23 protein-coding genes and 1 pseudogene are annotated in these 24,861 nt (G+C 62.7%); 17 read left to right on the plus strand and 7 right to left on the minus strand.

Going from position 1 to position 24,861, the window contains the following annotated elements; genetic code table 11:
• Positions 1–120: 120 nt before the first annotated feature.
• Positions 121–957 carry a S1 RNA-binding domain-containing protein gene (locus CQW31_RS23465; protein ID WP_054885709.1) on the plus strand — a complete coding sequence of 279 codons (837 nt, stop codon included), beginning with the start codon at positions 121–123 and terminating at the stop codon, positions 955–957.
• Here CQW31_RS23465 and CQW31_RS23470 read toward each other — a convergent pair whose 3' ends face one another.
• Together CQW31_RS23470 and CQW31_RS23475 are read right to left on the minus strand one after the other, a co-directional pair.
• Entirely contained in the window at positions 958–1,338 is a 381-nt protein-coding gene (locus CQW31_RS23470; protein WP_099815538.1) for a hypothetical protein, read from the minus strand.
• 168 nt (positions 1,339–1,506) lie between these two features.
• Positions 1,507–2,982: a nitrous oxide reductase family maturation protein NosD gene (locus CQW31_RS23475; RefSeq protein WP_099815539.1), complete on the minus strand. Its 1,476-nt coding sequence runs from the start codon at positions 2,980–2,982 to the stop codon at positions 1,507–1,509.
• 223 nt (positions 2,983–3,205) lie between these two features.
• On the opposite strand from CQW31_RS23475, the gene CQW31_RS23480 reads away from it, so the two are divergent.
• The 3 genes from CQW31_RS23480 to def all read left to right on the plus strand — a co-directional run bounded on the left by CQW31_RS23480 (position 3,206) and on the right by def (position 5,031).
• Positions 3,206–3,385 (plus strand): CsbD family protein, encoded by a 180-nt coding sequence (locus CQW31_RS23480; RefSeq protein ID WP_054885706.1) that lies wholly within the window; start codon positions 3,206–3,208, stop codon positions 3,383–3,385.
• A 159-nt stretch (positions 3,386–3,544) separates the two neighbouring features.
• On the plus strand, positions 3,545–4,498 hold the full coding sequence (locus tag CQW31_RS23485; RefSeq protein ID WP_054885705.1) for a YihY/virulence factor BrkB family protein: 954 nt from the start codon (positions 3,545–3,547) through the stop codon (positions 4,496–4,498).
• Positions 4,495–5,031: a peptide deformylase gene (gene def / locus CQW31_RS23490; protein WP_054885704.1), complete on the plus strand. Its 537-nt coding sequence runs from the start codon at positions 4,495–4,497 to the stop codon at positions 5,029–5,031. The genes CQW31_RS23485 and def overlap by 4 nt, the downstream gene beginning before the upstream one ends.
• On the opposite strand, the gene CQW31_RS23495 is transcribed toward def, so the two are convergent.
• Positions 4,986–5,354: a GNAT family N-acetyltransferase gene (locus CQW31_RS23495; RefSeq protein ID WP_099815550.1), complete on the minus strand. Its 369-nt coding sequence runs from the start codon at positions 5,352–5,354 to the stop codon at positions 4,986–4,988. The genes def and CQW31_RS23495 overlap by 46 nt on opposite strands.
• 355 nt (positions 5,355–5,709) lie before the next feature.
• Here CQW31_RS23495 and CQW31_RS23500 point away from each other — a divergent pair, with 355 nt between their 5' ends.
• The 8 genes from CQW31_RS23500 to CQW31_RS23535 all read left to right on the plus strand — a co-directional run bounded on the left by CQW31_RS23500 (position 5,710) and on the right by CQW31_RS23535 (position 10,383).
• Positions 5,710–5,967, plus strand: coding sequence for a DUF2790 domain-containing protein (locus CQW31_RS23500; protein WP_054885703.1), 258 nt, complete (start codon positions 5,710–5,712; stop codon positions 5,965–5,967).
• A gap of 111 nt (positions 5,968–6,078) precedes the next feature.
• Entirely contained in the window at positions 6,079–7,044 is a 966-nt protein-coding gene (locus CQW31_RS23505; protein ID WP_099815540.1) for a threonine dehydratase, read from the plus strand.
• Positions 7,045–7,091: 47 nt separating this feature from the next.
• A complete protein-coding gene (locus CQW31_RS23510) occupies positions 7,092–7,346 on the plus strand; it encodes a type II toxin-antitoxin system HicA family toxin (RefSeq protein ID WP_054885701.1) in 255 nt (84 codons plus the stop codon).
• The gene (locus tag CQW31_RS23515; protein ID WP_054885700.1) at positions 7,343–7,675 is read left to right on the plus strand and encodes a type II toxin-antitoxin system HicB family antitoxin; all 333 of its coding nucleotides are present in this window, start codon (positions 7,343–7,345) and stop codon (positions 7,673–7,675) included. Before CQW31_RS23510 ends, CQW31_RS23515 begins: the two co-directional genes overlap by 4 nt.
• A 149-nt stretch (positions 7,676–7,824) precedes the next feature.
• A complete protein-coding gene (locus CQW31_RS23520; RefSeq protein ID WP_099815541.1) occupies positions 7,825–8,250 on the plus strand; it encodes a nuclear transport factor 2 family protein in 426 nt (141 codons plus the stop codon).
• Positions 8,251–8,293: 43 nt separating this feature from the next.
• The gene (locus CQW31_RS23525; protein WP_099815542.1) at positions 8,294–8,638 is read left to right on the plus strand and encodes a YciI family protein; all 345 of its coding nucleotides are present in this window, start codon (positions 8,294–8,296) and stop codon (positions 8,636–8,638) included.
• 21 nt (positions 8,639–8,659) lie between these two features.
• Positions 8,660–9,145, plus strand: coding sequence for an SRPBCC family protein (locus CQW31_RS23530; protein WP_054885697.1), 486 nt, complete (start codon positions 8,660–8,662; stop codon positions 9,143–9,145).
• Positions 9,145–10,383 carry an RNA polymerase sigma factor gene (locus CQW31_RS23535; protein WP_099815543.1) on the plus strand — a complete coding sequence of 413 codons (1,239 nt, stop codon included), beginning with the start codon at positions 9,145–9,147 and terminating at the stop codon, positions 10,381–10,383. The genes CQW31_RS23530 and CQW31_RS23535 overlap by 1 nt, the downstream gene beginning before the upstream one ends.
• 113 nt (positions 10,384–10,496) lie before the next feature.
• Here CQW31_RS23535 and CQW31_RS23545 read toward each other — a convergent pair whose 3' ends face one another.
• The gene (locus CQW31_RS23545; RefSeq protein WP_054885695.1) at positions 10,497–10,967 is read right to left on the minus strand and encodes a MaoC family dehydratase; all 471 of its coding nucleotides are present in this window, start codon (positions 10,965–10,967) and stop codon (positions 10,497–10,499) included.
• A 33-nt stretch (positions 10,968–11,000) separates the two neighbouring features.
• On the minus strand, positions 11,001–11,945 hold the full coding sequence (locus CQW31_RS23550) for an alpha/beta hydrolase (RefSeq protein ID WP_099815545.1): 945 nt from the start codon (positions 11,943–11,945) through the stop codon (positions 11,001–11,003).
• A 210-nt stretch (positions 11,946–12,155) separates the two neighbouring features.
• Here CQW31_RS23550 and fadD2 point away from each other — a divergent pair, with 210 nt between their 5' ends.
• Positions 12,156–13,844: a long-chain-fatty-acid--CoA ligase FadD2 gene (fadD2, locus tag CQW31_RS23555; RefSeq protein ID WP_099815546.1), complete on the plus strand. Its 1,689-nt coding sequence runs from the start codon at positions 12,156–12,158 to the stop codon at positions 13,842–13,844.
• A 356-nt stretch (positions 13,845–14,200) separates the two neighbouring features.
• A complete protein-coding gene (gene fadD1 / locus CQW31_RS23560; protein ID WP_054885692.1) occupies positions 14,201–15,898 on the plus strand; it encodes a long-chain-fatty-acid--CoA ligase FadD1 in 1,698 nt (565 codons plus the stop codon).
• Positions 15,899–16,025: 127 nt separating this feature from the next.
• On the opposite strand, the gene CQW31_RS23565 is transcribed toward fadD1, so the two are convergent.
• A complete protein-coding gene (locus CQW31_RS23565) occupies positions 16,026–17,333 on the minus strand; it encodes an FAD-binding oxidoreductase (protein WP_054885691.1) in 1,308 nt (435 codons plus the stop codon).
• 30 nt (positions 17,334–17,363) lie between these two features.
• Positions 17,364–18,728, minus strand: a complete 1,365-nt coding sequence (locus CQW31_RS23570) for a glutamine synthetase family protein (RefSeq protein ID WP_099815551.1) — start codon at positions 18,726–18,728, stop codon at positions 17,364–17,366.
• 524 nt (positions 18,729–19,252) lie between these two features.
• Here CQW31_RS23570 and hrpA point away from each other — a divergent pair.
• The 3 genes and pseudogenes from hrpA to CQW31_RS32220 all read left to right on the plus strand — a co-directional run.
• A complete protein-coding gene (hrpA, locus tag CQW31_RS23580; RefSeq protein WP_099815548.1) occupies positions 19,253–23,158 on the plus strand; it encodes an ATP-dependent RNA helicase HrpA in 3,906 nt (1,301 codons plus the stop codon).
• A 208-nt stretch (positions 23,159–23,366) separates the two neighbouring features.
• A complete protein-coding gene (locus CQW31_RS23585) occupies positions 23,367–24,488 on the plus strand; it encodes a beta-ketoacyl-ACP synthase III (RefSeq protein ID WP_099815549.1) in 1,122 nt (373 codons plus the stop codon).
• 248 nt (positions 24,489–24,736) lie between these two features.
• A pseudogene (locus CQW31_RS32220) lies at positions 24,737–24,861 on the plus strand (IS110 family transposase); the annotation flags it as partial.

Here is a 24,861-nt window from a genome sequence, read left to right on the forward strand (position 1 = left end):
TGGTGCTGACGGATACGGGTATGACGCAATGGGCGCCAGCGCGGTTCCGCCGCATCGGCGATCGGGCAGCGCAGTGGCTTCAGGTGTAGAATAGCCGCCTTGTCTTGAGGAACATCGGAAATGGCTCTGCTTGGGCGTTACAACAGTTTGCAAATCGTGAAACACGTGGAATTCGGCCTGTACCTGGACGGCGGCGCCGATGGCGAAATCCTGCTGCCCGGGCGCTACATCCCGAAGGACGCCGAAACCGAGGTCGACGACTGGCTGAACGTGTTCATCTACCTGGACAGCGAAGACCAGCTGATTGCCACCACCGAGAAGCCCAAGGTGCAGGTTGGCGAGTTCGCCAGCCTCAAGGTCAAGGACATCAACGGTGCCGGCATCTTCCTCGACTGGGGCCTGTCCAAGGACTTGCTGATGCCGTATTCGGAAGAGTCACGCCAGTTGAAGATCGGCGACTACTGCGTGGTGCACGCCTATCTCGACAAGCGTACCCGGCGCATTACCGCCACCTCGCGCCTGGACCGCTACCTCGACCGCACCCCGGCCGACTATCAGGTTGGCCAGCCCGTCCAGTTGCTGGTGGCCGGCGAAACGCCGATGGGCTTCAAGGCCATCATCAACAACCGCCATTGGGGCCTGATCCACAAGAACGAGGTGTTCAAGTTCCTGCGCTCGGGCATGCATGTGGAGGGTTTCATCAAGGAAGTGCGCCATGACGGCAAGATCGCCCTGAGCCTGCAGCCGGTCGGCAAGGCCTTGGGCGATGACCTGCAGGCCCGGATCATGGCGCGCCTGGAGAGCGAAGGCGGGGTGCTGGCGGTGAGCGACAAGAGCGCTCCGGAACTGGTCAGCCAGATGTTCAACGTCAGCAAGGGCAACTTCAAGAAGGCCATTGGTGGGTTGTTCAAGCAGGGGCGCATCGTCATCCATGACGATCGCATCGAAAAGGCCTGATCAGGCCTGCACGAAGGTCCGGAAGTCCAGCTGCTCGCCACCCGGGCGGGTGTCGCGCAGCAGCGAGTCACGGTCGGCGCTCAGGGCCAGGCTGATGGTCGAGCGGCGCTTGCCGGGGTTGCGCACTTCCATCTGCTCCTGGTGAGCACGAAGGAAGTTGACCGGCACCTTCAGGTGCTGCAGCTCGTCGCTTTCCGGGGTGTGCAGCAGCAGGTTGACCCAGTCGGGCTGGCCTTTGCGCAGCAATGCCACCGGCACCTCGAACCACCACAGGTTGCGCTTGCGGTCGAGGATGGCGAACAGGGTGTTGGCGCTGGTCAGCACCGGGTTGGCCAAGGCCTGGTTACGGCGGGCGATGGCGGTGGGTTTGTCGAGTTTCATGCAGGTTCCTGCGGGTTGACGCTTGATTAGGGCTGCATTGTGAGGGGTGCCACCGGCCCTCGCAAGGTTTGAGGCCCTCTTCGCAGTTGAACCCGCTGCCCCGGGTTCAGCACATACCTCGAAGGCAGCGGTATCCCTGTAGGAGCGGGTTCACCCGCGAAAGGGCCATCAGCCCTGGCGACGAACCGGCAGGCTCAACTCTGAAGTGGCCCCATCCGCCGTAGTGACCGTCGCAGTGAAGCTCTTCAACTCACTGATGTTCTCCAGAACCTGGGCAAACCGCGCCTGCCCCTGCTCATCAGTGTTCACCAGCACATCCCCCAGATACCGCTCCGCCTCGGTCCCATCCGCCCGGGCATTGCCAAACACCTCGATGCGCAACAGGCTCGATACCGGCCCCTGCACCTCGCCACGCAATACATTGCCGTCCAGGGCGATCAGCCGTGGCGCCTGCTGGTTGTGGTTGGGCAGCGGCTGGCACGGCGTGGGCTCGCCCTTGGCATCGCAAATGATCGCCTGGTCCTTCTTCGGCAGATCCGCACCGACCCCGCGCGATCCCACGTACAGCGCATGGGCCTGGGCCGGCACGCCAAAGACGATGGCGCCGGTACGCTGGTTCGGCACGCAGGAACCACCGGCTTCACAGCGGCGGATGTCCTGGCTGTTACCCCAGATGCGATTGCCGCTCAGGCGCGTGGTGGTGACGTCCGGTTCCGGTCGCAAGGCTACGCCGATGCGGTTGCCGTGGATCAGGTTGCCGTCGAGGATGTTGCTGTCGCCGGTGACACTGACGCCAATCGAGTTACCGCTGAAGGTGTTGGCGCCCAGGTAGTTGCGCTTGCCCCAGTTGATCTGCAGGCCGTCGGAGTAGTTTTCGAAGCGGTTGCGCACCACGCTGTTGTCGTTGCCCAACAGGATCTCGATGCCCTGTGACGGCTCAGGGTTGGCCGGGGTCGAGCGGAACAGGTTGTCGGCCACCAGGTTGAACGCCGCGCCGCGGGTCAGCTCCAGGCCATCGCCGTTGTCGATCAGCTGGTTGCGCAGCACTTTGTTGTTGACCGTGGTGGTGGCAGTCGGGTTGCCGGCACCGTCGTCGCCGGTGAGCATGATGCCGGCGCCGCCCTTGTTGGCGACGATGCGGTTGTCTTCGATGACGTTGCCGCTGGCGCGGTTGACCAGGATGCCGATGCAGAAGTTGCGCACCTCCAGGCCTCTCAGGTGCACGCCCTGGGTGTCGCGCAGCACCAGCCCCGGGTTGGTGGTGGTGCGCACGTTGGTGCCGAACTGGCCGGGCAGGGCGCCTGGGCAGGTGCGCACGCCCTGGTCCTTGATGTAGCCCGAGCCGTCGATGGCGATGTACTGGCCGTCACGGGCCCAGGGCAAGCCGGTGATCTGCACCGGCCCCTTGATCTCCGGCAGCGCACGGGTCGGGCGAATTACATAAGGCGGCTTGCCGACGGCTGCGATCTCGATGCGGTAATGGCCGGGGTTCTGGTTGCTGGTCTCGATGGCCCAGCGCAGGGTGCCAGGTTGGCCATCGTCGGCGTAACGCTCGACTTTAAGGGTTTCGCTGGCCGGTGCGGCGGCCAGGGCAGGCAAGGGCAACAACGGCAGCATGGCCGCGAACAGGGGCATCAAACGCATGGGGCAAATATCCGGAAACTGTTGTTCTTATACGCAGGTTGGCATCGATTCTAGGCCAGCCTCCGGCCCTTGAGCAGTGCGCCGGGCCCTATTCGGTGCGATATTCGCCCGCAGATTCACCGCTTGGCTTGAACCGGGCAAATTGTTTGAAACTCTTGGAGAAAGTGTCAGGTCCACCGACTGTCGACACGGTCCACGTGTCTCCATTCGCAGGAGTTTTGCCATGAGCGGTACCAAAGACAAAGCCAAAGGCCTGGTCAACGAAGCGGTCGGTAACGTCAAGCAAGGTGTCGGCAAGGTGACCGACAATGACAAGCTGCGGGCCGAGGGCAAGGCCCAGGAACTCAAGGGCGAGGCACAGCAGATCAAGGGCAATGTGAAGGATGCGGTGAAAAAGCCTTGATCTGAAATGGCTGTCACCGGCCTCTTCGCGGGCACGCCCGCGAAGAGGCCGTGCAGGTACAGGCATTTTCTTCTGGCATGGCCGGGAGCAGTACATCACCGGCGCGGTCTATTAGACTTACCCGTTGTACTTACGAATCAAGCGGCGAAAGGAGACGCTATGATTTTCCCCGACCTGCGCGGGCTGCCCGTGCACCGCGTACTGGTACGCACCGTCAAGGAGTTCCTCGATGACGAGATGTCGACCTATGCGTCAGCAATGGCCTACCAGATGCTGTTTTCGCTGTTCCCGTTCCTGCTGTTCCTGATTGCCCTGATCGGTTTTCTGCACCTTCCCGATTTCTTCTCCTGGTTACGCCTGCAATCAGAGCTGGTACTGCCGCCCCAGGCGCTGGAGCAGGTGAACCCGGTCATCGACCAGCTGCAGCAGTCCAAGGGCGGACTGTTGTCGGTGGGTATCGTGATCGCGCTGTGGACTGCATCGGCCGGCGTGCGCCTGATGATGAGCGCCATGAATGCCGCCTATGACGTGCCTGAGGGCCGCCCGGTGTGGAAACGCATTCCCTTGTCGATCATCTATACCGTCGGTATTGCCGGCATGCTGCTGGCGGCAGCCGCGCTGATGGTGCTGGGGCCGCAGGTGATGGAGTGGATTGCCGCTCAGGTCGGCCTGCAGGAAGTGATCGTCACCGTGTGGACCGTGCTGCGCTGGCCGGCGATCATCATCCTGATGATGATCGCGGTGGCATTGATCTATTACGTGATGCCGGACGTCAAACAGAAGTTTCGCTTCATTACCCCCGGCTCGGTGCTGGCGGTAGTAGTATGGATCATCGCCTCTCTGGGCTTTGCCTACTACGTCAAGACCTTTGCCGACTACAACGCCATGTATGGCAGCATCGGTGCGATCATCGTGCTGCTGCTGTATTTCTACATATCTGCCGCCGTACTGCTGCTGGGCGCTGAAATGAACGCGGTGATCGAGCACATGTCCAGCGAAGGCAAGGACCCGGGCGAGAAGGAATTCGAGGGCGCCAGACCTCAGGAAACCATCACCGTGCTCGGCCATGAACACCCGGTCGAGCCCCAACCGACCGAGCCGAACCCGCGATGATCCGTGACATTCTCAAGATGGGCGACGAGCGCCTGCTGCGCATCGCGCCGCCGGTGCCTGAACATCTGATCGGCAGCAGCGAATTGCAGCATTTGATCGATGACATGTTCGAAACCATGCACCACGTGGGTGGGGTAGGGCTGGCTGCACCGCAGATCGGCATCGACCTGCAGCTGGTGATCTTTGGTTTCGAACGCAGCGAGCGTTATCCGGATGCCGAGCCGGTACCACAGACCATCCTGCTCAACCCGGTGATCACCCCGCTGACCACCGAGATCGAGGAGGGGTGGGAGGGCTGCCTGTCGGTGCCCGGCCTGCGCGGGGTGGTGCCGCGCTTCAAGCACATCAGCTACGAGGGCATCGACCCGCAGGGCAATCCGATCAACCGTTTTGCCGATGGGTTTCATGCGCGGGTGGTGCAGCACGAGTGTGATCACCTGATCGGCCGGCTGTACCCCTCGCGTATTCAGGATTTTTCCCGGTTCGGCTATACCGATGTGCTGTTCCCGGGGCTGGATGACCACGAGGACTGAGCGCGCACCATGGCCAGCAAGTCCTTGCTGCGCTGGTAGCGTTGCAGGCGCGAGGCCAGCGCTTCGGGCAGTTGCGCAGTGATGCTGAAGCCCAGGCGCTGGTAGTAAGCCGTGAGGTCGGGGTGGCAAAACAGCCAGCTCGGGCCGCTGTGCCCGGCCAGCGCCGCCTCGACCAGTTGCGCCGCCACCCCGCGCTTACGGTGGTCCGGGGCGACGAACAAGCCGGTGAGCCAGTGGCCGTCAGCGACGGCAGTGAGGCAGAGGCCGGCAATGATCCCATCACTGCGTGCCACCCATGATTCACCGTCATTGGCTGCGCGCATGCGCGAACCCTGGTGCTTGTAGAAATGTTCGAGCAATCGACGCTCGGGGCCGAAAAGCCGGGTGCAATGCAGGGCAGTCATGGCGATACCTGGAGCGATGGGCTCTACCCAGGGGTTCCAGGTCAGCGAGCCGTTGCGCTTTGTCGCAGATTGTTGCAAATCCCGCAAGGGTGAATGTCCGAGTTCAGGATTCAACTATTTTTTCTCGAGAGTAGAATTTCAGCTATTCCCACTCGCAGTAGACGAAGCGGGATCGGTACTTCGTGTCATCTTTGCAGTTGATGACAACTTCTCCGCGCCATTGACGGCATCAGAAGTCACTCGATCAGCTGGATTGCTCTAAAGGCCAAACCCCATGAAACCATTACTGATTCTTGCACTGGTCGGTATGTCCTCGTTCGCCCTCGCCGATGAGGCCAAGCCGGTCTCCAGCGAGCCCGTGGCCCAACAGTACGACTATTCCATGAACCTTGACATCAAGCGGGTGATCAACCTGTCGACCATCCCCAATGTCTGCGAAGTGGTGCCTGCGACCATGACCTATGAAGACCATCATGGCCAGGTACATACCATTCAGTACCGGGCGATGGGCGAAGGTTGCCAGCAAGGCTGATGCGCTGATGGCCCTGTCGCCGCTTGGTCGGTGACAGGGCCCTGAGCAATTTACCAAACCTGCCCAAGGCGATTAGGATCGGTGCCTTACCGACCGATAAGGATGATCGCCATGTTCGACCTCGCCGCCCTGCGCGAAGCCGCCGATTTCGTTCACCAGCACGTCCAGCCGACGCCACAGCGCGTCTGGCCGCTGTTGGCCGAGCGAGTCGGCTGCAAGCTGTGGGTCAAGCACGAAAACCACGCCCCTACGGGTGCCTTCAAGGTGCGCGGCGGGTTGGTGTATGTGCGTTCGCTACTGGCCACCGGCAAGCCTCCGCGGGGCCTGGTTACCGCCACCCGCGGCAACCACGGCCAGAGCATGGCGCTGGCTGCGAGCCAGGCGGGCGTGCCGCTGGTGATCGTGGTGCCTGAGGGCAACTCGAAAGAGAAGAACGCTGCCATGCGTGCATTGGGCGCCGAGTTGGTGGAACACGGTGTCGACTTCGACGTGGCCCGCGAAGAGGCAGCCCGCCTGGCGCAGGAGCTGGGTTATGACATGGTGCCCTCGTTCCACCCAGAGTTGGTACGCGGTGTGGCCACCTATGCCCTGGAGCTGTTCGAGGCGGTGAGCGAGCTGGATTGCGTGTACGTGCCGATTGGCATGGGCTCGGGCATCTGCGGGCTGATCCAGGCGCGCAACCTGCTGGGGCTCAGGACCGAGATCGTCGGTGTGGTCTCCAGTGCCGCCGATGCCTATGCGCAGAGTTTCGAGCAGGGCCGCATCGTCACCACGGCCACGGCCGATACCTTTGCTGATGGCATGGCCTGCCGGGTACCTCAGCCGGATGCCTTCGCCCTGGTCCGTGAACATGCCGCACGCATCGTGCGGGTGACCGACAGTGAAGTGGCAGCGGCCATGCGCATCTATCACGAAACCACCCACAATACCGCCGAAGGCGCTGGTGCCGCAGCGCTGGCCGCGTTGCTGCAGGAGCGCCAGCGCCAGGCCGGCAAGCGTGTGGCCGTGGTGCTGAGCGGGGCCAACGTCGACCGCGAGCGTTATGCGCAGGTGCTGGCAGGTACGGAAAAATCCTGAATGGATATCGGGGAATAAATGCTATCTTAATTTGATAGCATTTTTCGATGAACACTCGATACCGAAAAATCTACGACGCTATCTTCAGAACGCCCACCACGGCCTCTCTGGCGTTTTCCGAGGTCGAAGCCCTGGTGCTTCACCTGGGTGGGCAGGTGCTTGAGCGGCAAGGCTCCAGGGTCAAGCTGGTGCTTGGCGGCCAGAGCTGGAGGTGCCATCGCCCCCATCCTGGCAAGGAAGCCAAACGGTATCAGATTGAAGAGGCCCGCGAATTTTTGCTGCGGGCAGGAGTAAGCCTATGAGTTGCATGCGCTACAAGGGCTATGCCGCCCGTATCGAATACGATGAGCGTGATGATATTTTTGTTGGCCGTGTGCTGGGCATGCGCGACATCATCAGTTTTCACGCAAGCTCGGTGCCCGAGCTTCATGAAGCCTTCCGGGAGGCGTTGGAGGATTATCTGGCCGACTGCGCGGAGCAAGGCATTACCCCGGAAAAACCGGCTTCAGGCAAGGTCATGCTGCGCATTCGTCCAGAGGTGCATGCGGCAGCCAGTGTTGCAGCCCGCGCTGCCGGCAAAAGTCTCAATCAGTGGGCGGATGAGGTGTTCGAGCAGGCAGCTCTGGCTTGATCACTCACCCTGTTGGCTGTGGACACATGCCTGTCTCCAGCAAAATTATCCCGTGGCCGGTCGATTTCTCCGGCTACCGTTCGACCATGAGCTGAAGGTGCAAGACATCCTTGTGCCAGAACGCTCATGAACGATCGGAGGAACACCCGATGAACACGGCAGCCGAAAATGAAATCCGTCAGCTTATCGACCGCTGGATGCAAGCCGTGCGTGACCGTGATATCCCCGCTATCACCGCGTCTTACGCCGACGACATCGTCGCCTTCGATGCCATCCAGTCACTCCAGTTCAAGGGCAAGGCCGCCTACCAGGCGCACTGGGAAATGTGCATGAGCATGTGCCCCGGGCCAATGGTCTTCGAACTTGCCCAACTCACCGTCTACGCCGAAGGCGACCTGGCCTTTGCCCATTGGCTTAACCGCTGCGGCCCGGGCGATGACGAGAGCCAGTGCGGCTTCATGCGTGCCACCGTCGGTTACCGCAAGGCCGCTGGTCAGTGGCAAGTCATTCACGAGCACTGGTCTGCACCGTTCGACATGCAAACCCAGAAAGCACTGTTCGATCTCAAACCTTGATCGGCTATCGCCAAATGCACGTTGCCAACGCCTGGAGGCGACCATGAAATACCTGTGCCTGGTCTATTGTGACGAAGGGCTGCTGCACAGCCTGCCCGACAGCCCGAAAGACGCCGAGTGCATGGCTTACGCCGAAGCCCTGCAAAGCTCCGGGCGCATCATTGCGGCCGAGGCGCTGAAAACCGTGCAGACCGCCACCACCGTGCGTGTTCGTGCCGGGCGAATGAGCATCACCGATGGCCCATTTGCCGAGACCAAAGAGCAGCTTGCCGGTTTTTACCTGGTCGATGCCCGTGACCTCAACGAGGCGCTGAACATCGCCAAGGGCATTCCGGCGGCGCGAGTCGGCAGCGTGGAAGTGCGGCCAGTGCGTGAACTGCAACCCTGACAGCAACGGAGAACAACAAGAATGACACTTGTCCAACCCGCGCCTGCGCAGCACGAGCTGTCCATCAGTCGCTTGATCGATGCCCCGCCGGCCAAGGTGTTCCGTGCCTGGACCGAGCCCGAATGGCTGATGCAGTGGTGGGGGCCCCACGGCATGACCACCCCGCAATGCGAGATGCAGCTGTGGGTCGGTGGCCTTTTCCGTACCCTCATGCGTGCCCCGGATGGCTCCGAGTACCCTACCCAGGGCGTGTTCCTGGAAATCGCCGCCCCGCGCCGGCTAGTGTTCACCGATGCCTTCACGCCCGGTTGGGTGCCGTCGGACAAAGCCTTCATGACTGCGGTGATCAGCTTTGACGAAGAACACGGCAAGACCCGCTATACCGCACGTGCCTGGCACTGGAACGCTGCCGACAGCCGCGCCCATGAAGAAATGGGTTTCCATCAGGGCTGGGGAGAGAGCCTGGACCGCCTGGTGGAGGTCGTGACCCAGCGGATGCCGGACTGATGACGGGGCCGGCGCAGGTTCGTGCTGAAGTCGAAGCGGTGTACCGGCGGGATTCACGGCGCATCCTGGCGACGTTGATCCGCCTGCTGGGGGATTTCGACCTGGCCGAGGAGGCCCTGCACGATGCCTTCTTTGTCGCCGTCGAACGCTGGCAGCGTGACGGCATCCCTGACAATCCACGGGCCTGGCTGGTCTCGACCGGGCGTTTCAAGGCCATTGACGCGTTGCGCCGGCGTGCCCGCTTCGACCGCTCCCAGGCCGACCTGATCATGTTGATCGAAGGCCAGGGGCAAAACCCCAGTGAAGAGGAACTGCTGGCCGATGACCGCTTGCGGTTGATTTTTACCTGCTGCCACCCGGCCTTGGCGGCCGATGCCCAGGTACCGCTGACCCTGCGTGAAGTCTGCGACCTGACCACCGAGCAAATCGCTCGCGCCTTCCTGCAAAGCCCTGCGACCATCGCCCAGCGCATCGTCCGCGCCAAGGCCAAGATTCGTGATGCCGGCATTCCCTACAAGGTCCCGGAAATGCATGAGCTGCCCGAGCGCCTGGAGAGCGTGCTTCGTGTGATTTACCTGGTATTCAACGAAGGTTATTCGGCGTCCTCGGGCGAGGCCGTGCTGCAACAGGAACTGAGTGACGAGGCGATCCGCCTCGGCCGCTTGCTGGTGCAACTGCTACCGGACGCCGAGGCCGTCGGGTTGCTGGCGCTGATGCTGCTGCAGGCATCGCGGCAGCAGGCACGCTGCGATGCCGAGGGCAATCTGGTGTTGCTTGACCAGCAAGACCGTAGCCTGTGGGACCGCGAGCAAATCGCCGAAGGCTGCGAGCTGGTGCGCCTGGCATTGGCCAGCCGGGCTTTTGGTGCCTATACCGTGCAGGCGGCGATCGCGGCCGTGCATGCCGAGGCCGTGACGGCTGAAGAAACCGATTGGGCAGAAATCGTCGGGCTATATGATGTGCTGCAACGGCATTGGCCGTCAGCCGTGGTGGCGCTCAATCGGGCGGTGGCGCTGGCCAAACGCGACGGTGCGCAGGCGGGCCTGGACGCGGTGGAGGCAATTCTGACGGCGGGTGATTTGCGTGACTATCACCTGGCCCATGCGGCGCGGGCAGAGATGCACCAGCAGTTGGGGAATGTCGAAGAGGCGCGAGCGGCCTGGCAGCGGGCGCTGGAGTTGACTAGCCAAGCGCCGGAGCGGCGGCATATCGAAAGGCGATTGCGCGGATTGAGGTAGGGGCTTTGCCGGCCCATTCGCGGGCACGCCCGCTCCCACAGGTGCTGCAGCGCCTGCCAGGTTCTACTGAACCTGTGGGAGCGGGCGTGCCCGCGAAGAATCCAACGCCGATTTCAGCTGGCGACGAAGTTCGGCGGCGATACCAGCTCGACGGTCTGCTGCTTGCGCGGCGCGAGGATTTCGGCCACGCCCTCGACCACCAGCTCATCGTTCTGGTTGTAGACGTTGGTGGCGATACGCACCTTGAACTTCGGCAGCTTCTCAAGGATTTCCAGGCGCACGGTCAGGGTGTCGCCGATCTTCACGGGCTTCTGGAAGCTCATCTGCTGGCCCAGGTAGATGGTGCCAGGGCCCGGCAGGGTGCAGGCCACCGCAGCGCTGATCAGCGCGCCACTGAACATGCCGTGGGCGATGCGTTCCTTGAACATGCTCTTGGCGGCGAACTCGGCATCCAGGTGCACGGGGTTGTGGTCACCGGACATGGCGGCGAACAGCTGGATATCACGTTCTTCCACGGATTTTTCATAGGTGGCCTTCTGGCCGACTTCAAGGGCTTCGTAAGGCGTGTTGGTGACCTGGGTCATTGGGCTTCCTTAAGGGGCGGGCGAGGGCGCCTATCATTCACTGCGCGCAGGGCGGCCAAGGGCCAGCGCTTGCTCTAACCAAGCGAGGATATCAGCGGTGACCTCGTCGCGGTTGAGTTCGTTGAGTACTTCGTGCCGCGCATCAGGATAGACCCGCAGCTGTACATGTCTATTGCCGGTCGCACGCAGGGCGTCGGCCAGATGGGTTAGACGCTTGCCAGCACTCACCGGATCACATTCACCGCCAATCACCAGCAGGGGCAGATTCGGGTCGATCTGCGCCAGGTTGTGTGCCTGGCTGATCTGCGCCAGCCCCTGTAGCAGGTCGAGCCACAGCTGGTTGCTGCAGCGAAAGCCGCACAGCGGATCGTTGACGTACTTGTCCACTTCGTCCGGGTCACGGCTGAGCCAGTCGAACGCCGTGCGGGTGGGCTTGAAGGCGTTGTTGAACGAGCCGAACGACAGCCACTCGATCAACGCGCTCTTGCCCAGTGGCCCCTGGCGCCAGGCTTCCACGCGTGCAATCAGGCGCGCCACCCGGTACAGCGCAGCGGGCTGGAAGTTCGAGCCGCTGAGGATCGCCCCTTGCAGGCTGGCGCTGTGGTGCATGAGGTAGGCCTGGGCGATGTAGCTGCCCATGCTGTGGCCGAACAGGAACAGCGGTGTGCAAGGGAACTGCTGGCCGATGTGCTGGGCCAGCAGGCCAAGGTCGTTGACCACGGCATTCCAGCCATGTTGCCGGGCGAACAGGCCGAGGCTGCCCTGCTCGGCGGTGCGCCCGTGGCCGCGCATGTCCGCTGCCAGCAGGGCGTAGCCAGCAGTGCACAGGGCCTCGCCCAGGCGCTGGTAGCGCCCGGCGTGCTCGGCCATGCCATGCGCCAGCAGCACGACGGCCTTGACCGGTGTGGCCGGCAGCCATTGGTGCACGTACAGCCTGCAATGTTCGCTGGCAGCTAGCCAGAATGCGTCATGGGGCATGGCGAGTCCTTTGCGCGAAGGTGACCCGCACAGTGTATGCACAACCGGTCGAATTGCAGGAAGGGCACAAATAAGATTCACAATGTTAATGGCGGCACTTGGCGTATATGCCGCCTCGGGCTTACCTGCTAACGTCGGTTCAACGCCTGTCTGCCATCTGGCAGACAGGGCAAAGGATCCGTGCGGGCTCAGGCAGAGGAACAATAATAAATGCAAGCCGACTTCTGGAATGACAAACGCCCCGAGGGCGTGCCTTCCACCATCGACATCCACGCATACACCTCGGTCGTCGAGGTGTTCGAGCGCAGCTGCAAGCGCTTTGCCGAGCGCCCGGCATTCAGCAACCTCGGCGTGACCCTGAGCTACGCCGAACTCGAGCGCCATTCGGCAGCCTTCGCTGCCTGGCTGCAGCAGCACACCGACCTCAAACCCGGTGACCGCATCGCGGTGCAGATGCCCAACGTCCTGCAATACCCGATCGCCGTGTTCGGCGCCCTGCGCGCCGGGCTGATCGTGGTCAATACCAACCCGCTGTACACCGAGCGCGAAATGCGTCACCAGTTCAAGGATGCCGGCGCGCGCGCCCTGGTGTACCTGAACATGTTCGGCAAGCGCGTGCAGGAAGTGCTGCCCGATACCGGCATCGAGTACCTGATCGAGGCGAAAATGGGCGACTTGCTCCCCGTCGCCAAGGGCTGGCTGGTCAATACCGTGGTCGACAAGGTCAAGAAGATGGTCCCGGCCTATCATCTGCCCCAGGCCGTCCCGTTCAAGCAGGTATTGCGCCAGGGCCGCAGCCTGACGCACAAGCCGGTGCCGCTCATCCTCGATGACATCGCCGTGCTGCAATACACCGGCGGCACCACGGGCCTGGCCAAGGGCGCCATGCTCACCCACGGCAACCTGGTGGCCAACATGCTGCAGGTGCTGGCCTGCTTCTCCCAGCACGGCCCGGACGGGCAGCGGCTGATCAAGGAGGGCCAGGAGGTGATGATCGCACCGCTGCCGCTGTACCACATCTATGCCTTCACCGCGAACTGCATGTGCATGATGGTCACCGGCAACCATAACGTGCTGATCACCAACCCGCGCGATATCCCCGGCTTCATCAAGGAGCTGGGCAAGTGGCGGTTTTCGGCGCTGTTGGGGTTGAACACCTTGTTCGTCGCGCTGATGGACCACCCGGGCTTCCGTCAGCTGGACTTTTCGGCCCTGAAAGTCACCAACTCCGGTGGCACGGCGCTGGTCAAGGCCACTGCCGAACGCTGGGAAACACTCACAGGCTGCCGCATCGTCGAGGGTTATGGCCTGACCGAGACTTCACCGGTAGCCAGCACCAACCCCTATGGCCAGTTGGCGCGGCTGGGTACCGTGGGCATTCCAGTGGCGGGCACGGCGTTCAAGGTCATCGATGATGACGGCAACGAACAGCCGTTGGGCGAACGCGGCGAGTTGTGCATCAAGGGGCCACAGGTGATGAAGGGCTATTGGCAACAACCTGAGGCCACGGCGCAGGCACTGGATGCCGAGGGTTGGTTCAAGACCGGCGATATCGCAGTGATCGACCCGGATGGCTTCACCCGCATCGTCGACCGCAAGAAGGACATGATCATCGTCTCCGGTTTCAATGTGTACCCCAACGAGATCGAGGATGTGGTGATGGCCCATCCGCAGGTAGCCAGCTGCGCCGCCATCGGCGTGCCGGACGAGCGCTCAGGCGAGGCGGTGAAGCTGTTCGTGGTGGCGCGGGAAGGTGGGGTGAATGTCGACGACCTCAAGGCCTATTGCAAAGCCAACTTCACCGGCTACAAGGTGCCCAAGCACATCGTGGTGCGCGAGTCGCTGCCCATGACACCGGTGGGCAAGATCCTGCGCAGGGAGTTGCGCGACATCGCGTGATACCGCGCTGGCTGCTTCGCGGGCGAGTCCGCTCCCACAGACACCGCGCATGCTCGAAGCTTGCGTAGTACCTGTGGAAGCGAGCTTGCCCGCGAAGGCTTCAGGTGCTCTAGCAGGCAGTTTACAGCCCGATTTGCGACATTTTGGTCAATTACTCTAAAAATGACTCGTATATTTCATTGAGTCATTTTTGTGACCGTGAGGCCTTTCTTGGCCTCTAGGCGACCCCAGTCAAAGCTGTTACTCTCGGCGCGCTTTTCAGATGATCCGGTTTGCAACGAACCGCCATCTCATATCAATAATAAACGCATAGACGCGTGAATCGAACTTCGCTGTTGCTGAAGGAGTGGGCTTCCATGATCGAAAATTTTTGGAAGGATAAATACCCAGCCGGGATTACGGCGGAAATCAATCCTGACGAATTCCCCAATATCCAGGCGGTACTCAAGCAATCCTGCCAACGCTTTGCCAATAAACCGGCCTTTAGCAACCTGGGCAAAACCATCACCTACGGCGAGCTCTACGCGCTGTCAGGCGCTTTCGCTGCCTGGCTGCAGCAGCACACCGACCTCAAGCCGGGTGACCGCATTGCCGTCCAGCTGCCCAATGTCCTGCAATACCCGGTAGCGGTATTCGGTGCCATGCGCGCCGGCCTGATCGTGGTCAACACCAACCCACTGTATACCGTGCGGGAGATGGAGCACCAGTTCAACGACTCCGGTGCCAAGGCGCTGGTGTGCCTGGCCAACATGGCGCACCTCGCCGAGAAGGTGGTGCCCAAGACCCAGGTCAGGCATGTCATCGTCACCGAAGTAGCCGACCTGCTGCCACCGCTCAAGCGCCTGCTGATCAACAGCGTGATCAAGTACGTGAAGAAGATGGTGCCGGCCTACAACCTGCCGCACGCCGTGCGCTTCAACGATACGCTGGCACTGGGTAAGGGCCAGCCGGTCACTGAAGCCAACCCCCAGGCCAACGACGTGGCCGTACTGCAGTACACCGGTGGTACCACAGGCGTGGCCAAGGGCGCGATGCTGACCCACCGCAACCTGGTGGCCAACATGTTGCAGTGCCGGGCGCTGATGGGGGCCAACCTGAAGGAAGGCTGCGAGATCCTCATCACCCCGCTGCCGCTGTACCACATCTATGCCTTTACCTTCCATTGCATGGCGATGATGCTGATCGGCAACCACAACGTGCTGATCAGCAACCCACGCGACCTGCCGGCAATGGTCAAGGAGCTGGGCAAGTGGAAGTTCAGCGGTTTCGTCGGCCTCAACACGCTATTCGTGGCCCTGTGCAACAACGAGGCATTCCGTGCCCTGGACTTCTCCGCGCTGAAAATCACCCTGTCCGGGGGTATGGCCTTGCAACTTAGCGTGGCCGAGCGCTGGAAGAGCGTCACCGGCTGCGCCATCTGCGAAGGTTACGGCATGACCGAAACCAGCCCGGTGGCTGCGGTGAACCCGGCCGAGGCCAACCAGGTAGGCACCATCGGCATCCCGGTGCCCTCGACCCTGTGCAAGGTCATCGACGATGCCGGCAACGAACTGCCGCTGGGCGAAACCGGCGAGCTGTGCGTCAAGGGCCCGCAGGTCATGAAAGGCTACTGGCAGCGTGAAGACGCCACTACCGAGATCCTCGACGCCGATGGCTGGTTGAAGACCGGTGATATCGCACTGATCCAGCCCGATGGTTACATGCGCATCGTCGACCGCAAGAAGGACATGATCCTGGTCTCGGGCTTCAACGTGTACCCCAACGAGCTGGAGGACGTGCTCGCCGCTTTGCCGGGCGTGCTGCAGTGCGCAGCCATCGGTGTGCCGGACGAGAAGTCGGGTGAAGTGATCAAGGTGTTCATCGTGGTCAAGCCGGGCATGACCGTGACCAAGGAGCAGGTGATGGAGCACATGCGCGCCAACGTCACCGGTTACAAGGTGCCGCGTTACATCGAGTTCCGCGATGCACTGCCGACCACCAACGTCGGCAAGATCCTGCGCCGTGAGCTGCGCGATGAAGAGCTGAAGAAGCAGGGCTTGAAGAAGATCGCCTGATCTTCTCAATCTTTGCTGGCTTGACCGGCCTCTTCGCGGGCACGCCCGCTCCCACAGGTACAGCACAACCTTCCAGGCTCGTGCAGTACCTGTGGGAGCGGGCGTGCCCGCGAAGAGGGCAGCGAAATCAGCGCAGTTTTTCCAGCATCTGGTAGTACCACATCCCCGCCGCCAGCAGCGGATTGCCCAGCAAATCCCCCATCGGTACCCGCACGTGCTTGCACTGCGCGAAGGTGTCGAACTTCTCCAGCGTTCCGGTCAGTGCCTCAGCCATGATCTCGCCCATGATGTGGCTGGTGGCGATGCCGTGCCCGGAATAGCCCTGGCAGTACCATACGTTGTCCGACAGCTTGCCCAGTTGCGGGATGCGGTTGACCACGATGCCCATCGCACAGCTCCACTTGAACTCTATCGGCACACCCTTGAGCGCCGGGAAGGTGCGCTCGATGCACGGGCGCAGTTCGCCTTCGATATCGCGCGAATCCTTGCCTGAGTAGTTGGCTCCGCCACCGAACAGCAGGCGCTTGTCGGCCGTCAGGCGGTAGTAGTCGAGCACGAAGCGGCAGTCGTACACCGCCAGGTCCTGCGGGTTGATCTGCTCGGCCAGTTCGCCTAGCGGGGCGGTGGTGACGATACCGCCCATGGCCGGGAAGATCTTGCCCTTGAGCTGGCGCTTTTCCAGCCGGTGGTAAACGTCGCCGGCCAGCATCACCTGGCGTGCTTCGACCCGACCGTGGGCGGTGACGACCGCCGGGCGTGGCCCGTGGACGATGTCCAGGACTTCGGAGTTTTCGAAGATCAGCGCGCCCAGGCCGTGGGCCGCGCGCGCCTCGCCCAGGCACAGGTTGAGCGGGTGCAGGTGCAGGTTGCGCAGGTTCTTCAGCGCGCCCAGGTACAGCGGGCTCTGCAGGTGCCGGGCGACACCGTCGCGGTCGAGCAGTTGCACCTGGTCGCCCATGCCGCGGCGTTCGGCTTCGGCCTGGAAGTTGCGCAGCTCCTCCATGTGCGAAGGTTTCATCGCCGCATGCAGATGGCCGCGCTTGAGGTCGCAGTCGATGCCATAACGCTCGACCCGCTGCTCGATGACCTGGTGCCCGCGCCAGCGCAGGTGCCAGATGAAATCATCGACTTCGGCGCCCAGGTGGTTGCGCATCTGTGTTCGCATGGCCTCGTCACCGGACAGGCTGCCGGTGACCTGGCCGCCGTTGCGACCGCTGGCCCCCCAGCCAATCCGGTTGGTCTCGACGATCGCCACCTTCAGGCCGCGCTCGGCCAGCTCCACCGCAGTGGCCACGCCCGTGAAACCACCACCGATGATCGCCACGTCGACCTGCACCGTGCCCTTGAGTTGCGGGTACTCGGTGTGGTCGTTCAGCGAGGCGCTGTAATAGGACGGTGCACGCTGGGCTGGGCCAGTGTTCAATACTGCGTTCATGGGTGTTCCTTGTTCTGAATGGGGTAGGGCTCAGGCCTGGTGCAGGTACCAGCGCCAGTCCTGTTCGCTGACTTCGGCCATGAACTGGCGGTACTCGGCGCGCTTGACCTTCAGGTAGACGCCGAGGAACGCCTCGCCGAGCGCTTCCCGTGCCCAGTGCGAATGCTCCAGCGCATCGAGGGCTGTCAGCCAGTCGGTGGGCAGGTGCTCGGTGGCCTGGGCATAGCCGTTGCCTTCGACCGGCGCGCCCGGGTCAAGCTGCTCGCGGATGCCACGATGGCTGGCAGCCAGAATCGCCGCGGCAGCCAGGTAAGGGTTGGCATCGGCGCCACAGATGCGATGCTCGACATGCCGGCTGTTGGCCGGTCCGCCGGGGACACGCAGGCTGACCGTGCGGTTGTCGACACCCCAGGTCGGTGCCAGCGGGGCGTAGCTGTTGGCCTGGAAACGACGGAACGAGTTGGCGTTGGGGCAGAACAGCAACAGCGAGTCACGCAAGTGGTGGAGCATGCCGGCCACTGCCTGGCGCAGCAGTGGGGTACCGGCTTTGTCATCGCTGGCGAACAGGTTGTTGCCGGCGCTGTCTGCCAGGCTCAGGTGCATGTGCATGCCGGTGCCGGCCAGTTGCGCGAAGGGTTTGGCCATGAAGCAGGCCTGCATGCCGTGGGCATGGGCCACGCCCTTGACCAGGCGCTTGTAGCGCACGGCCTGGTCCATTGCCTCCAGGGCGTCGCCATGTTCCAGGGTGATTTCCACCTGGCCGGGGGCGTATTCCGAAATCGCCGTGCGCGCCGGAATGCCCTGGGCCTTGCAGGCGGCATAAAGGTCGGCGAGGAAGGGTTCGATCTGTTCCAGTTCACGCAGGCCGTAGACCTGGGTAGTGCGCGGCCGGCCACCGTCGTTGTCCAGTGCCGGTTGCGGGCGGCCTTGGGCATCGCGCTGCTGGTCGAGCAGGTAGAACTCCAGCTCGCAGGCCATTACCGGGTGGTAACCGTCAGCCTTGAGCGCTTCGATGGTACGCAGCAATACATGGCGCGGGTCGGCGACACTGGCGGGCAGGCCTTCGCTCGGGTGCATGCTGACCTGCACGGCGGCAGTCGGCACGCGGCGCCAAGGCAGGCGCACCAGGCTGCCTTGCAACGGGTAGGCGCGGCAGTCGATGTCACCGACATCCCAGACCAGGCCGGAGTTTTCCACGTCATCGCCATTGAGGGTCAGGCCGAGGATGGTGCTGGGGAGCGGGCGGCCGCTCTGGTAGACCGCCAGCAGTTCCTCGCGGTGCAGCAGCTTGCCGCGTGGCACACCGTTGGCGTCGAGGATGAACAGTTCGAACAGTTCGATATCTGGGTTTTCGGCCAGGAAACGGCTGGCGTGCTCTACAGGTGCAAAGTGCATGATGGATTCGCTCACAGGCGCATGGGACCCGCGCGCAGGCGCGGTCCAGCGGAGACAAACGGCCGCACGGCGGCCGGGTTTGGTCACACAGGCGTGAGCGAAGCATCCGGTGGGCGCGCATGGCGGCAATGCCACAGGGCCCAGAAGGCGAGAATGATGTGGACCAGCGGATTTTCACCGGCGCGGGACCGGGCCTTCGCTAGCGAAGGGCGGGACGACGGTGGGGCGATGGTCTGGACGGGAGTCATGCCTTGGATACTCACATGCGGCGTAAGGTTGATTAAAGCAGTGAATGGCAACGTTCACATCGTACCTGGCTAAACATTGTGGTGGCTTCTTCGCGGGCAAGCCCGCTCCCACAGGTATTGCACTGCATTCAGGATTGGTGCGGTCCCTGTGGGAGCGGGCTTGCCCGCGAAGAGGCCGGTACAGGCAGCAGAGAGCCGGCAAATCTGCGACAATCGCGCATCCTTCGAAATGCCGATCATGAAAAAGCAGGCCCACCTGCATCACTAAAAAGCCCCATGACTGACCAAGCCATCGACAAACTGCTGCAAAACCTCGACCACGCCATGATCGCCGAGCGCCACCGCCTGCGCCGGCAACTGCATGAGCTGCGCAAGCGCCCCGACGAGGCCAAGCTGGCGCAGTGGGTGGAAAAGGTCCAGGCCTCCTGTGCCCAGGTCACCGCACGCCAGAACAGCGTGCCGCAGATCCGCTACGATGACAGCCTGCCGATTGCCGCCAAGCGTGACGAGATCAAGAAAGCCCTGGCCGAAAACCAGGTGCTGGTGATCGCCGGCGAAACCGGTTCGGGAAAGACCACCCAGTTGCCGAAGATCTGCCTGGAACTGGGCCGCGGCAGCCATGGCCTGATCGCCCATACCCAGCCGCGGCGAATTGCAGCGCGCAGCGTCGCCGCGCGGGTTGCCGAAGAACTCGGCACGCCATTGGGCGGGCTGGTCGGCTACCAGGTGCGCTTCGAAGACCAGAGTGATGCCAACACCTTGGTCAAGCTGATGACCGACGGCATCCTCCTGGCCGAAACCCAGCACGACCGCTTCCTCGAACGCTACGACACGATCATTGTCGACGAAGCCCACGAGCGCAGCCTGAACATCGATTTCCTGCTTGGCTACCTGAAGACCCTGCTGCATCGCCGTCCGGACCTGAAGCTGATCATCACCTCGGCGACCATTGACCTGGAGCGCTTTTCCAAGCACTTCGACAATGCGCCGATCATCGAGGTGTCGGGCCGTACTTTCCCGGTGGAAACCTGGTACCGCCCGCTGACCAGCGAGCAGGACGAGGAAGGCAATCAGGTCGAGGACGACCTGACCGTCGACCAGGCGATTCTTGCGTCCCTCGACGAGATCGCGCAGCACGAGCGCAGCGTGGGCAAAGGCCCCGGCGATGTGCTGGTGTTCCTCCCGGGCGAGCGGGAAATTCGCGATGCCGCAGAGATCCTGCGCAAGGCGCAACTGCGCCACACCGAGATCCTGCCGCTGTATGCGCGCCTGTCGCCGGCCGAGCAGCAGCGCATCTTCCAGTCGCACACCGGGCGCCGCGTGGTGCTCGCCACCAACGTCGCGGAAACCTCGCTGACCGTGCCCGGTATCCGTTACGTGATCGATACCGGTACCGCGCGCATCAGCCGCTACAGCTACCGCGCCAAGGTCCAGCGCCTGCCGATCGAGGCCGTGTCCCAGGCCAGCGCCAATCAGCGCAAGGGCCGCTGCGGCCGGGTCGAGCCGGGCATCTGCATCCGGCTGTACAGCGAAGAAGATTTCAACAGCCGCCCGGCCTTCACTGACCCCGAGATCCTGCGCACCAACCTGGCGGCGGTGATCCTGCAGATGCTGCACCTGCGCCTGGGCGCCATTGACGCTTTCCCGTTCATCGAGCCGCCCGATGGCAAGGCCATCAGCGATGGCTTCAACCTGTTGCAGGAGCTGTCGGCGGTCAACCGGGAGAACCAGCTGACGCCGATCGGCCGTCAGCTGGCGCGCCTGCCGATCGACCCGCGGCTGGGCCGTATGTTGCTCGAAGGTGCCCGCCAGGGCAGCCTGCAGGAAGTGTTGATCGTCACCAGCGCACTCTCGGTGCAGGACCCACGCGAGCGCCCGCCGGAGCGCCAGCAGGCCGCCGACCAGGCCCATGCCCAGTGGAAGGACGCCGATACCGACTTCGCCGCGCTGGTCAACCTGTGGCGCGGTTTCGAAGAGCAGCGCCAGGCGCTGACGGCCAGCCCGCTGCGCAACTGGTGCCGCAAGAACTTCCTGAATTACCTGCGCCTGCGTGAGTGGCGCGATGCCCATCGCCAGCTGTCGCTGATCTGCCGCGAGTTGCAACTGACGGTCAACAAAGAGCCGTCCGACTACCAGAAGGTGCACAAGGCAATCCTCAGTGGCCTGCTCAGCCAGATCGGCCAGAAGACCGAAGAGGGCGATTACCAGGGCGCCCGCCAGCGGCGCTTCTGGGTGCATCCGTCTTCTGGCATCGGTCGCAAGCGCCCGCAGTGGGTGATGGCCGCCGAACTGGTGGAAACCACCAAGCTGTATGCGCGCATGGTCGCCAAGATCGAGCCTGACTGGATCGAGCCGCTGGCAACCCACCTGATCAAGAAGAATCACTTCGAGCCGCACTGGGAAAAGAAGCGTGGGCAAGTGGTGGCCTATGAGCAGATCACCCTGTACGGCTTGATTCTGGTGGGCCGGCGCCCGGTGCATTTTGGCCCGATCGACCCAGTCACCTCGCGTGAGCTGTTCATTCGCGAGGGCCTGGTGGGTGGTGAAATCCAGTCGAAGGCCAAATGCCTAGCCGCCAACAAGCGCCTGCTCGAAGAGCTCGACGAACTGGAGGCCAAGGCCCGGCGGCGTGACATTCTCGCCGATGAGGAAACCCTGTACGCCTTCTACGAAGCACGTCTGCCGGCGGAGATCCATCAGACCGCGACCTTCGATGCCTGGTACCGCATGACCAGCCAGAAGGACCCGAACCTGCTGATCATGCGCGAGGAAGACGTGTTGGCCCGCGAGGCCAGCGAGGTCACCGCCGCGCAGTACCCAGACAACCTGCAAGTGGGTGAACTGCGCCTGCCGCTGACCTACCACTTCGAGCCGGGCCACCCGCGTGACGGCGTGACCGTCAGGGTGCCGGCGCCGCTGTTGCCGAACCTGCCGGGCGAGCGCCTGGAGTGGCTGGTGCCGGGCTTGCTGGAGGCCAAGTGCGTAGCCCTGGTGCGCAACTTGCCCAAGGCGCTGCGCAAGAACTTCGTGCCGGTGCCGGACTTCGTCAAGGCCTCGCTGGCGCGCATGAGCTTTGGCCAGGGCGCGTTGCCCCAGGCGCTGGGCCAGGAGTTGCTGCGCATGACCGGCGCGCGGGTTTCCGATGAGGCCTGGGCCGAGTCGGTCAACCTGGTCGAAGGGCACCTGCGCATGAACATCGAAGTGGTTGATGGCCAAGGCAAGTTCCTTGGCGAAGGCCGTGACCTGGCCGAACTGACCGCGCGCTTTGCCGCCGCCAGCCAGGCCGCGTTGGCCGTGCCGCGTACCGAGAAGAGCGAGCAGCCGGTGCAGGCCAAGGCCTTCAGCGAGGTCAAGCAGACCGCCCAGCAGAAGATCGCCGGCCTGTCGATGACCGTGTACCCGGCGCTGGTGGAAGAAAACGGCACTGTGCGTGAGGGCCGTTTCTCGACCCAGGCCGAAGCCGAGTTCCAGCACCGTCGGGCCTTGCAGCGCCTGTTGCTGCAGCAGTTGGCAGAACCTGCCAAGTTCCTGCGCGGCAAGCTGCCGGGGCTGACCGAGCTGGGCCTGCTGTATCGTGAACTGGGCCGGATCGAAGCGCTGGTGGAGGACATTTTGTTGGCAAGCCTGGACAGCTGCATCCTCGACGGTGAAGCCACGTTACCGCGTGACGGGGCAGCCCTGGCCGGGCTGGCCGAGCGCAAGCGCGGCAGCTGGGCCGAGCATGCCGAACGGCTCGCCCGCCAGACGCTGGAAGTGCTGAAGCTGTGGCACGGTTTGCAAAAGCGCTTCAAGGGCAAGATCGACCTGAGCCAGGCCGTGGCGCTGAACGATATCAAGCAGCAACTGGCCAACCTGGTGTATCCGGGCTTCGTGCGCGAGACCCCGGCAGCCTGGTTCAAGGAATTGCCGCGCTACCTCAAGGCGGTGGAATTGCGCCTGGAGAAGCTGGGCGCCCAAGTGCAGAAGGACCGCGTGTGGAGCGGCGAGCTGGGCAACTTGTGGGCGCAGTACAAGGCGCGGGCCGACAAGCATGCCCAGGAAGGCAAGCGTGATGAGCAACTGACCTTGTACCGCTGGTGGCTGGAGGAGTATCGGGTGTCGCTGTTTGCCCAGCAGCTGGGCACCAAAGTGCCGATTTCCGACAAGAGATTGAGCAAGCAGTGGGGCCAGGTGGAAGGCTAACTGCCTGGATTTGTGGCACACTTGATCGAATTTGGGGCCGCTTTGCGGCCCATCGCGGATCAATCCGCTCCTACACCGTTCTGTGGGAGCGGATCTATCCGCGATCGAGGGCGCAGCCCTCGCCGTGAAATTGGTACTAAAGTGCCATTGTTCTGTCATATTCCCAGCCAGCGCCCCGTGGCGATGGCCTTTGAGCAGAGGACCGATCGTGCATAACGTCGTGATCAGCGGCACCGGCCTGTATACCCCGGCCCAGAGCATTTCCAACGAAGAACTGGTGGCCTCCTTCAATACCTGGTCGCAGCAGTACAACCAGGACAACGCCGCCGCCATCGAGCGTGGCGAAATCGAAGCAGCCCCCCTGTCCGACGCCGCCTTCATTGAAAAGGCCTCGGGCATCAAGAGCCGTTTCGTCATGGACAAGGCCGGCATCCTCGACCCGCAACGCATGAAACCGCGCCTGCCAGAGCGCTCAAATGATGAGCTGTCGATCCTCTGCGAAATGGGCGTGGCCGCTGCACGCCAAGCCCTGGAGCGCGCGGGTCGTACCCCGGCGGATGTCGATGGCGTGATCGTCGCCTGCTCCAACCTGCAGCGCCCATACCCTGCCATCGCCATCGAAGTGCAACAGGCGCTGGGCATCGACGGCTTCGCCTTCGACATGAACGTGGCCTGCTCGTCGGCCACCTTCGGCATTCAGACCGCTGCCAACAGCGTGCAACTGGGCCAGGCGCGGGCACTGCTGGTGGTCAGCCCGGAAATCTGCACCGGCCACCTGAACTTCCGCGACCGCGATAGCCACTTCATCTTTGGTGATGCCGCCACGGCGGTGCTGGTCGAGCGTGCCGACCAGGCCACTTCGGCGCACCAGTTCGACATCGTTGGCACCAAGCTGCAGACGTCGTTCTCCAACAACATCCGCAACAACTTCGGCTTCCTCAACCGCGCAGCGGAAGAGGGGATCGGTGCGCCGGACAAACTGTTCGTGCAGGAAGGCCGCAAGGTGTTCCGCGAAGTCTGCCCGATGGTCGCCGAGCTGATCGGCAAGCACCTGGGCGAAAACGACCTGCAACCGTCCGACGTCAAGCGCTTCTGGCTGCACCAGGCCAACCTGAGCATGAACCATCTGATCGTCAAGAAACTGCTGGGGCGTGAGGTGAGCGAGGAAGAGGCACCGGTGATTCTCGACCGCTATGCCAACACCAGTTCGGCGGGGTCGGTGATTGCCTTCCACCTGTACCAGGATGATCTGGCCAAGGGGTCCCTTGGCGTGCTGAGCTCGTTTGGTGCGGGCTATTCGATTGGTAGTGTGATTCTGCGCAAGCGCTGAGTCATTTTGGAGACTGTGCCGGCCTCTTCGCGGGCACGCCCGCTTGTATGGTTAGACTTGAAGGGGTGGTGGGACTAAATGCCCGATTCTGACTGTTAGCAGCAGTACAGACCGTGGGAGACATCGCCCCACCCCTTCCACCAAAGCGCCGATAAAGAATGCATCGTTTGCAAGCGACGATAGAAGCAAGCCAGCGCCTCTTGGTGAAACCCCTTCAAGCCGAAAAACCATAACGTGAGGAGCCGTCCATGGCAATGCAGGCAGGTAAGTTGATCGTGGGTGCGGATGTCGCGAAAGCTGAGCTGGTTATCCACCACGATGATCGCGATGAAATTATCAGACTGAAAAACTCCAAACCCGAAATCAAACGCTG

The sequence above is a fragment of the Pseudomonas sp. 382 genome (assembly GCF_002759075.1).
Lineage (GTDB): Bacteria > Pseudomonadota > Gammaproteobacteria > Pseudomonadales > Pseudomonadaceae > Aquipseudomonas > Aquipseudomonas vlassakiae.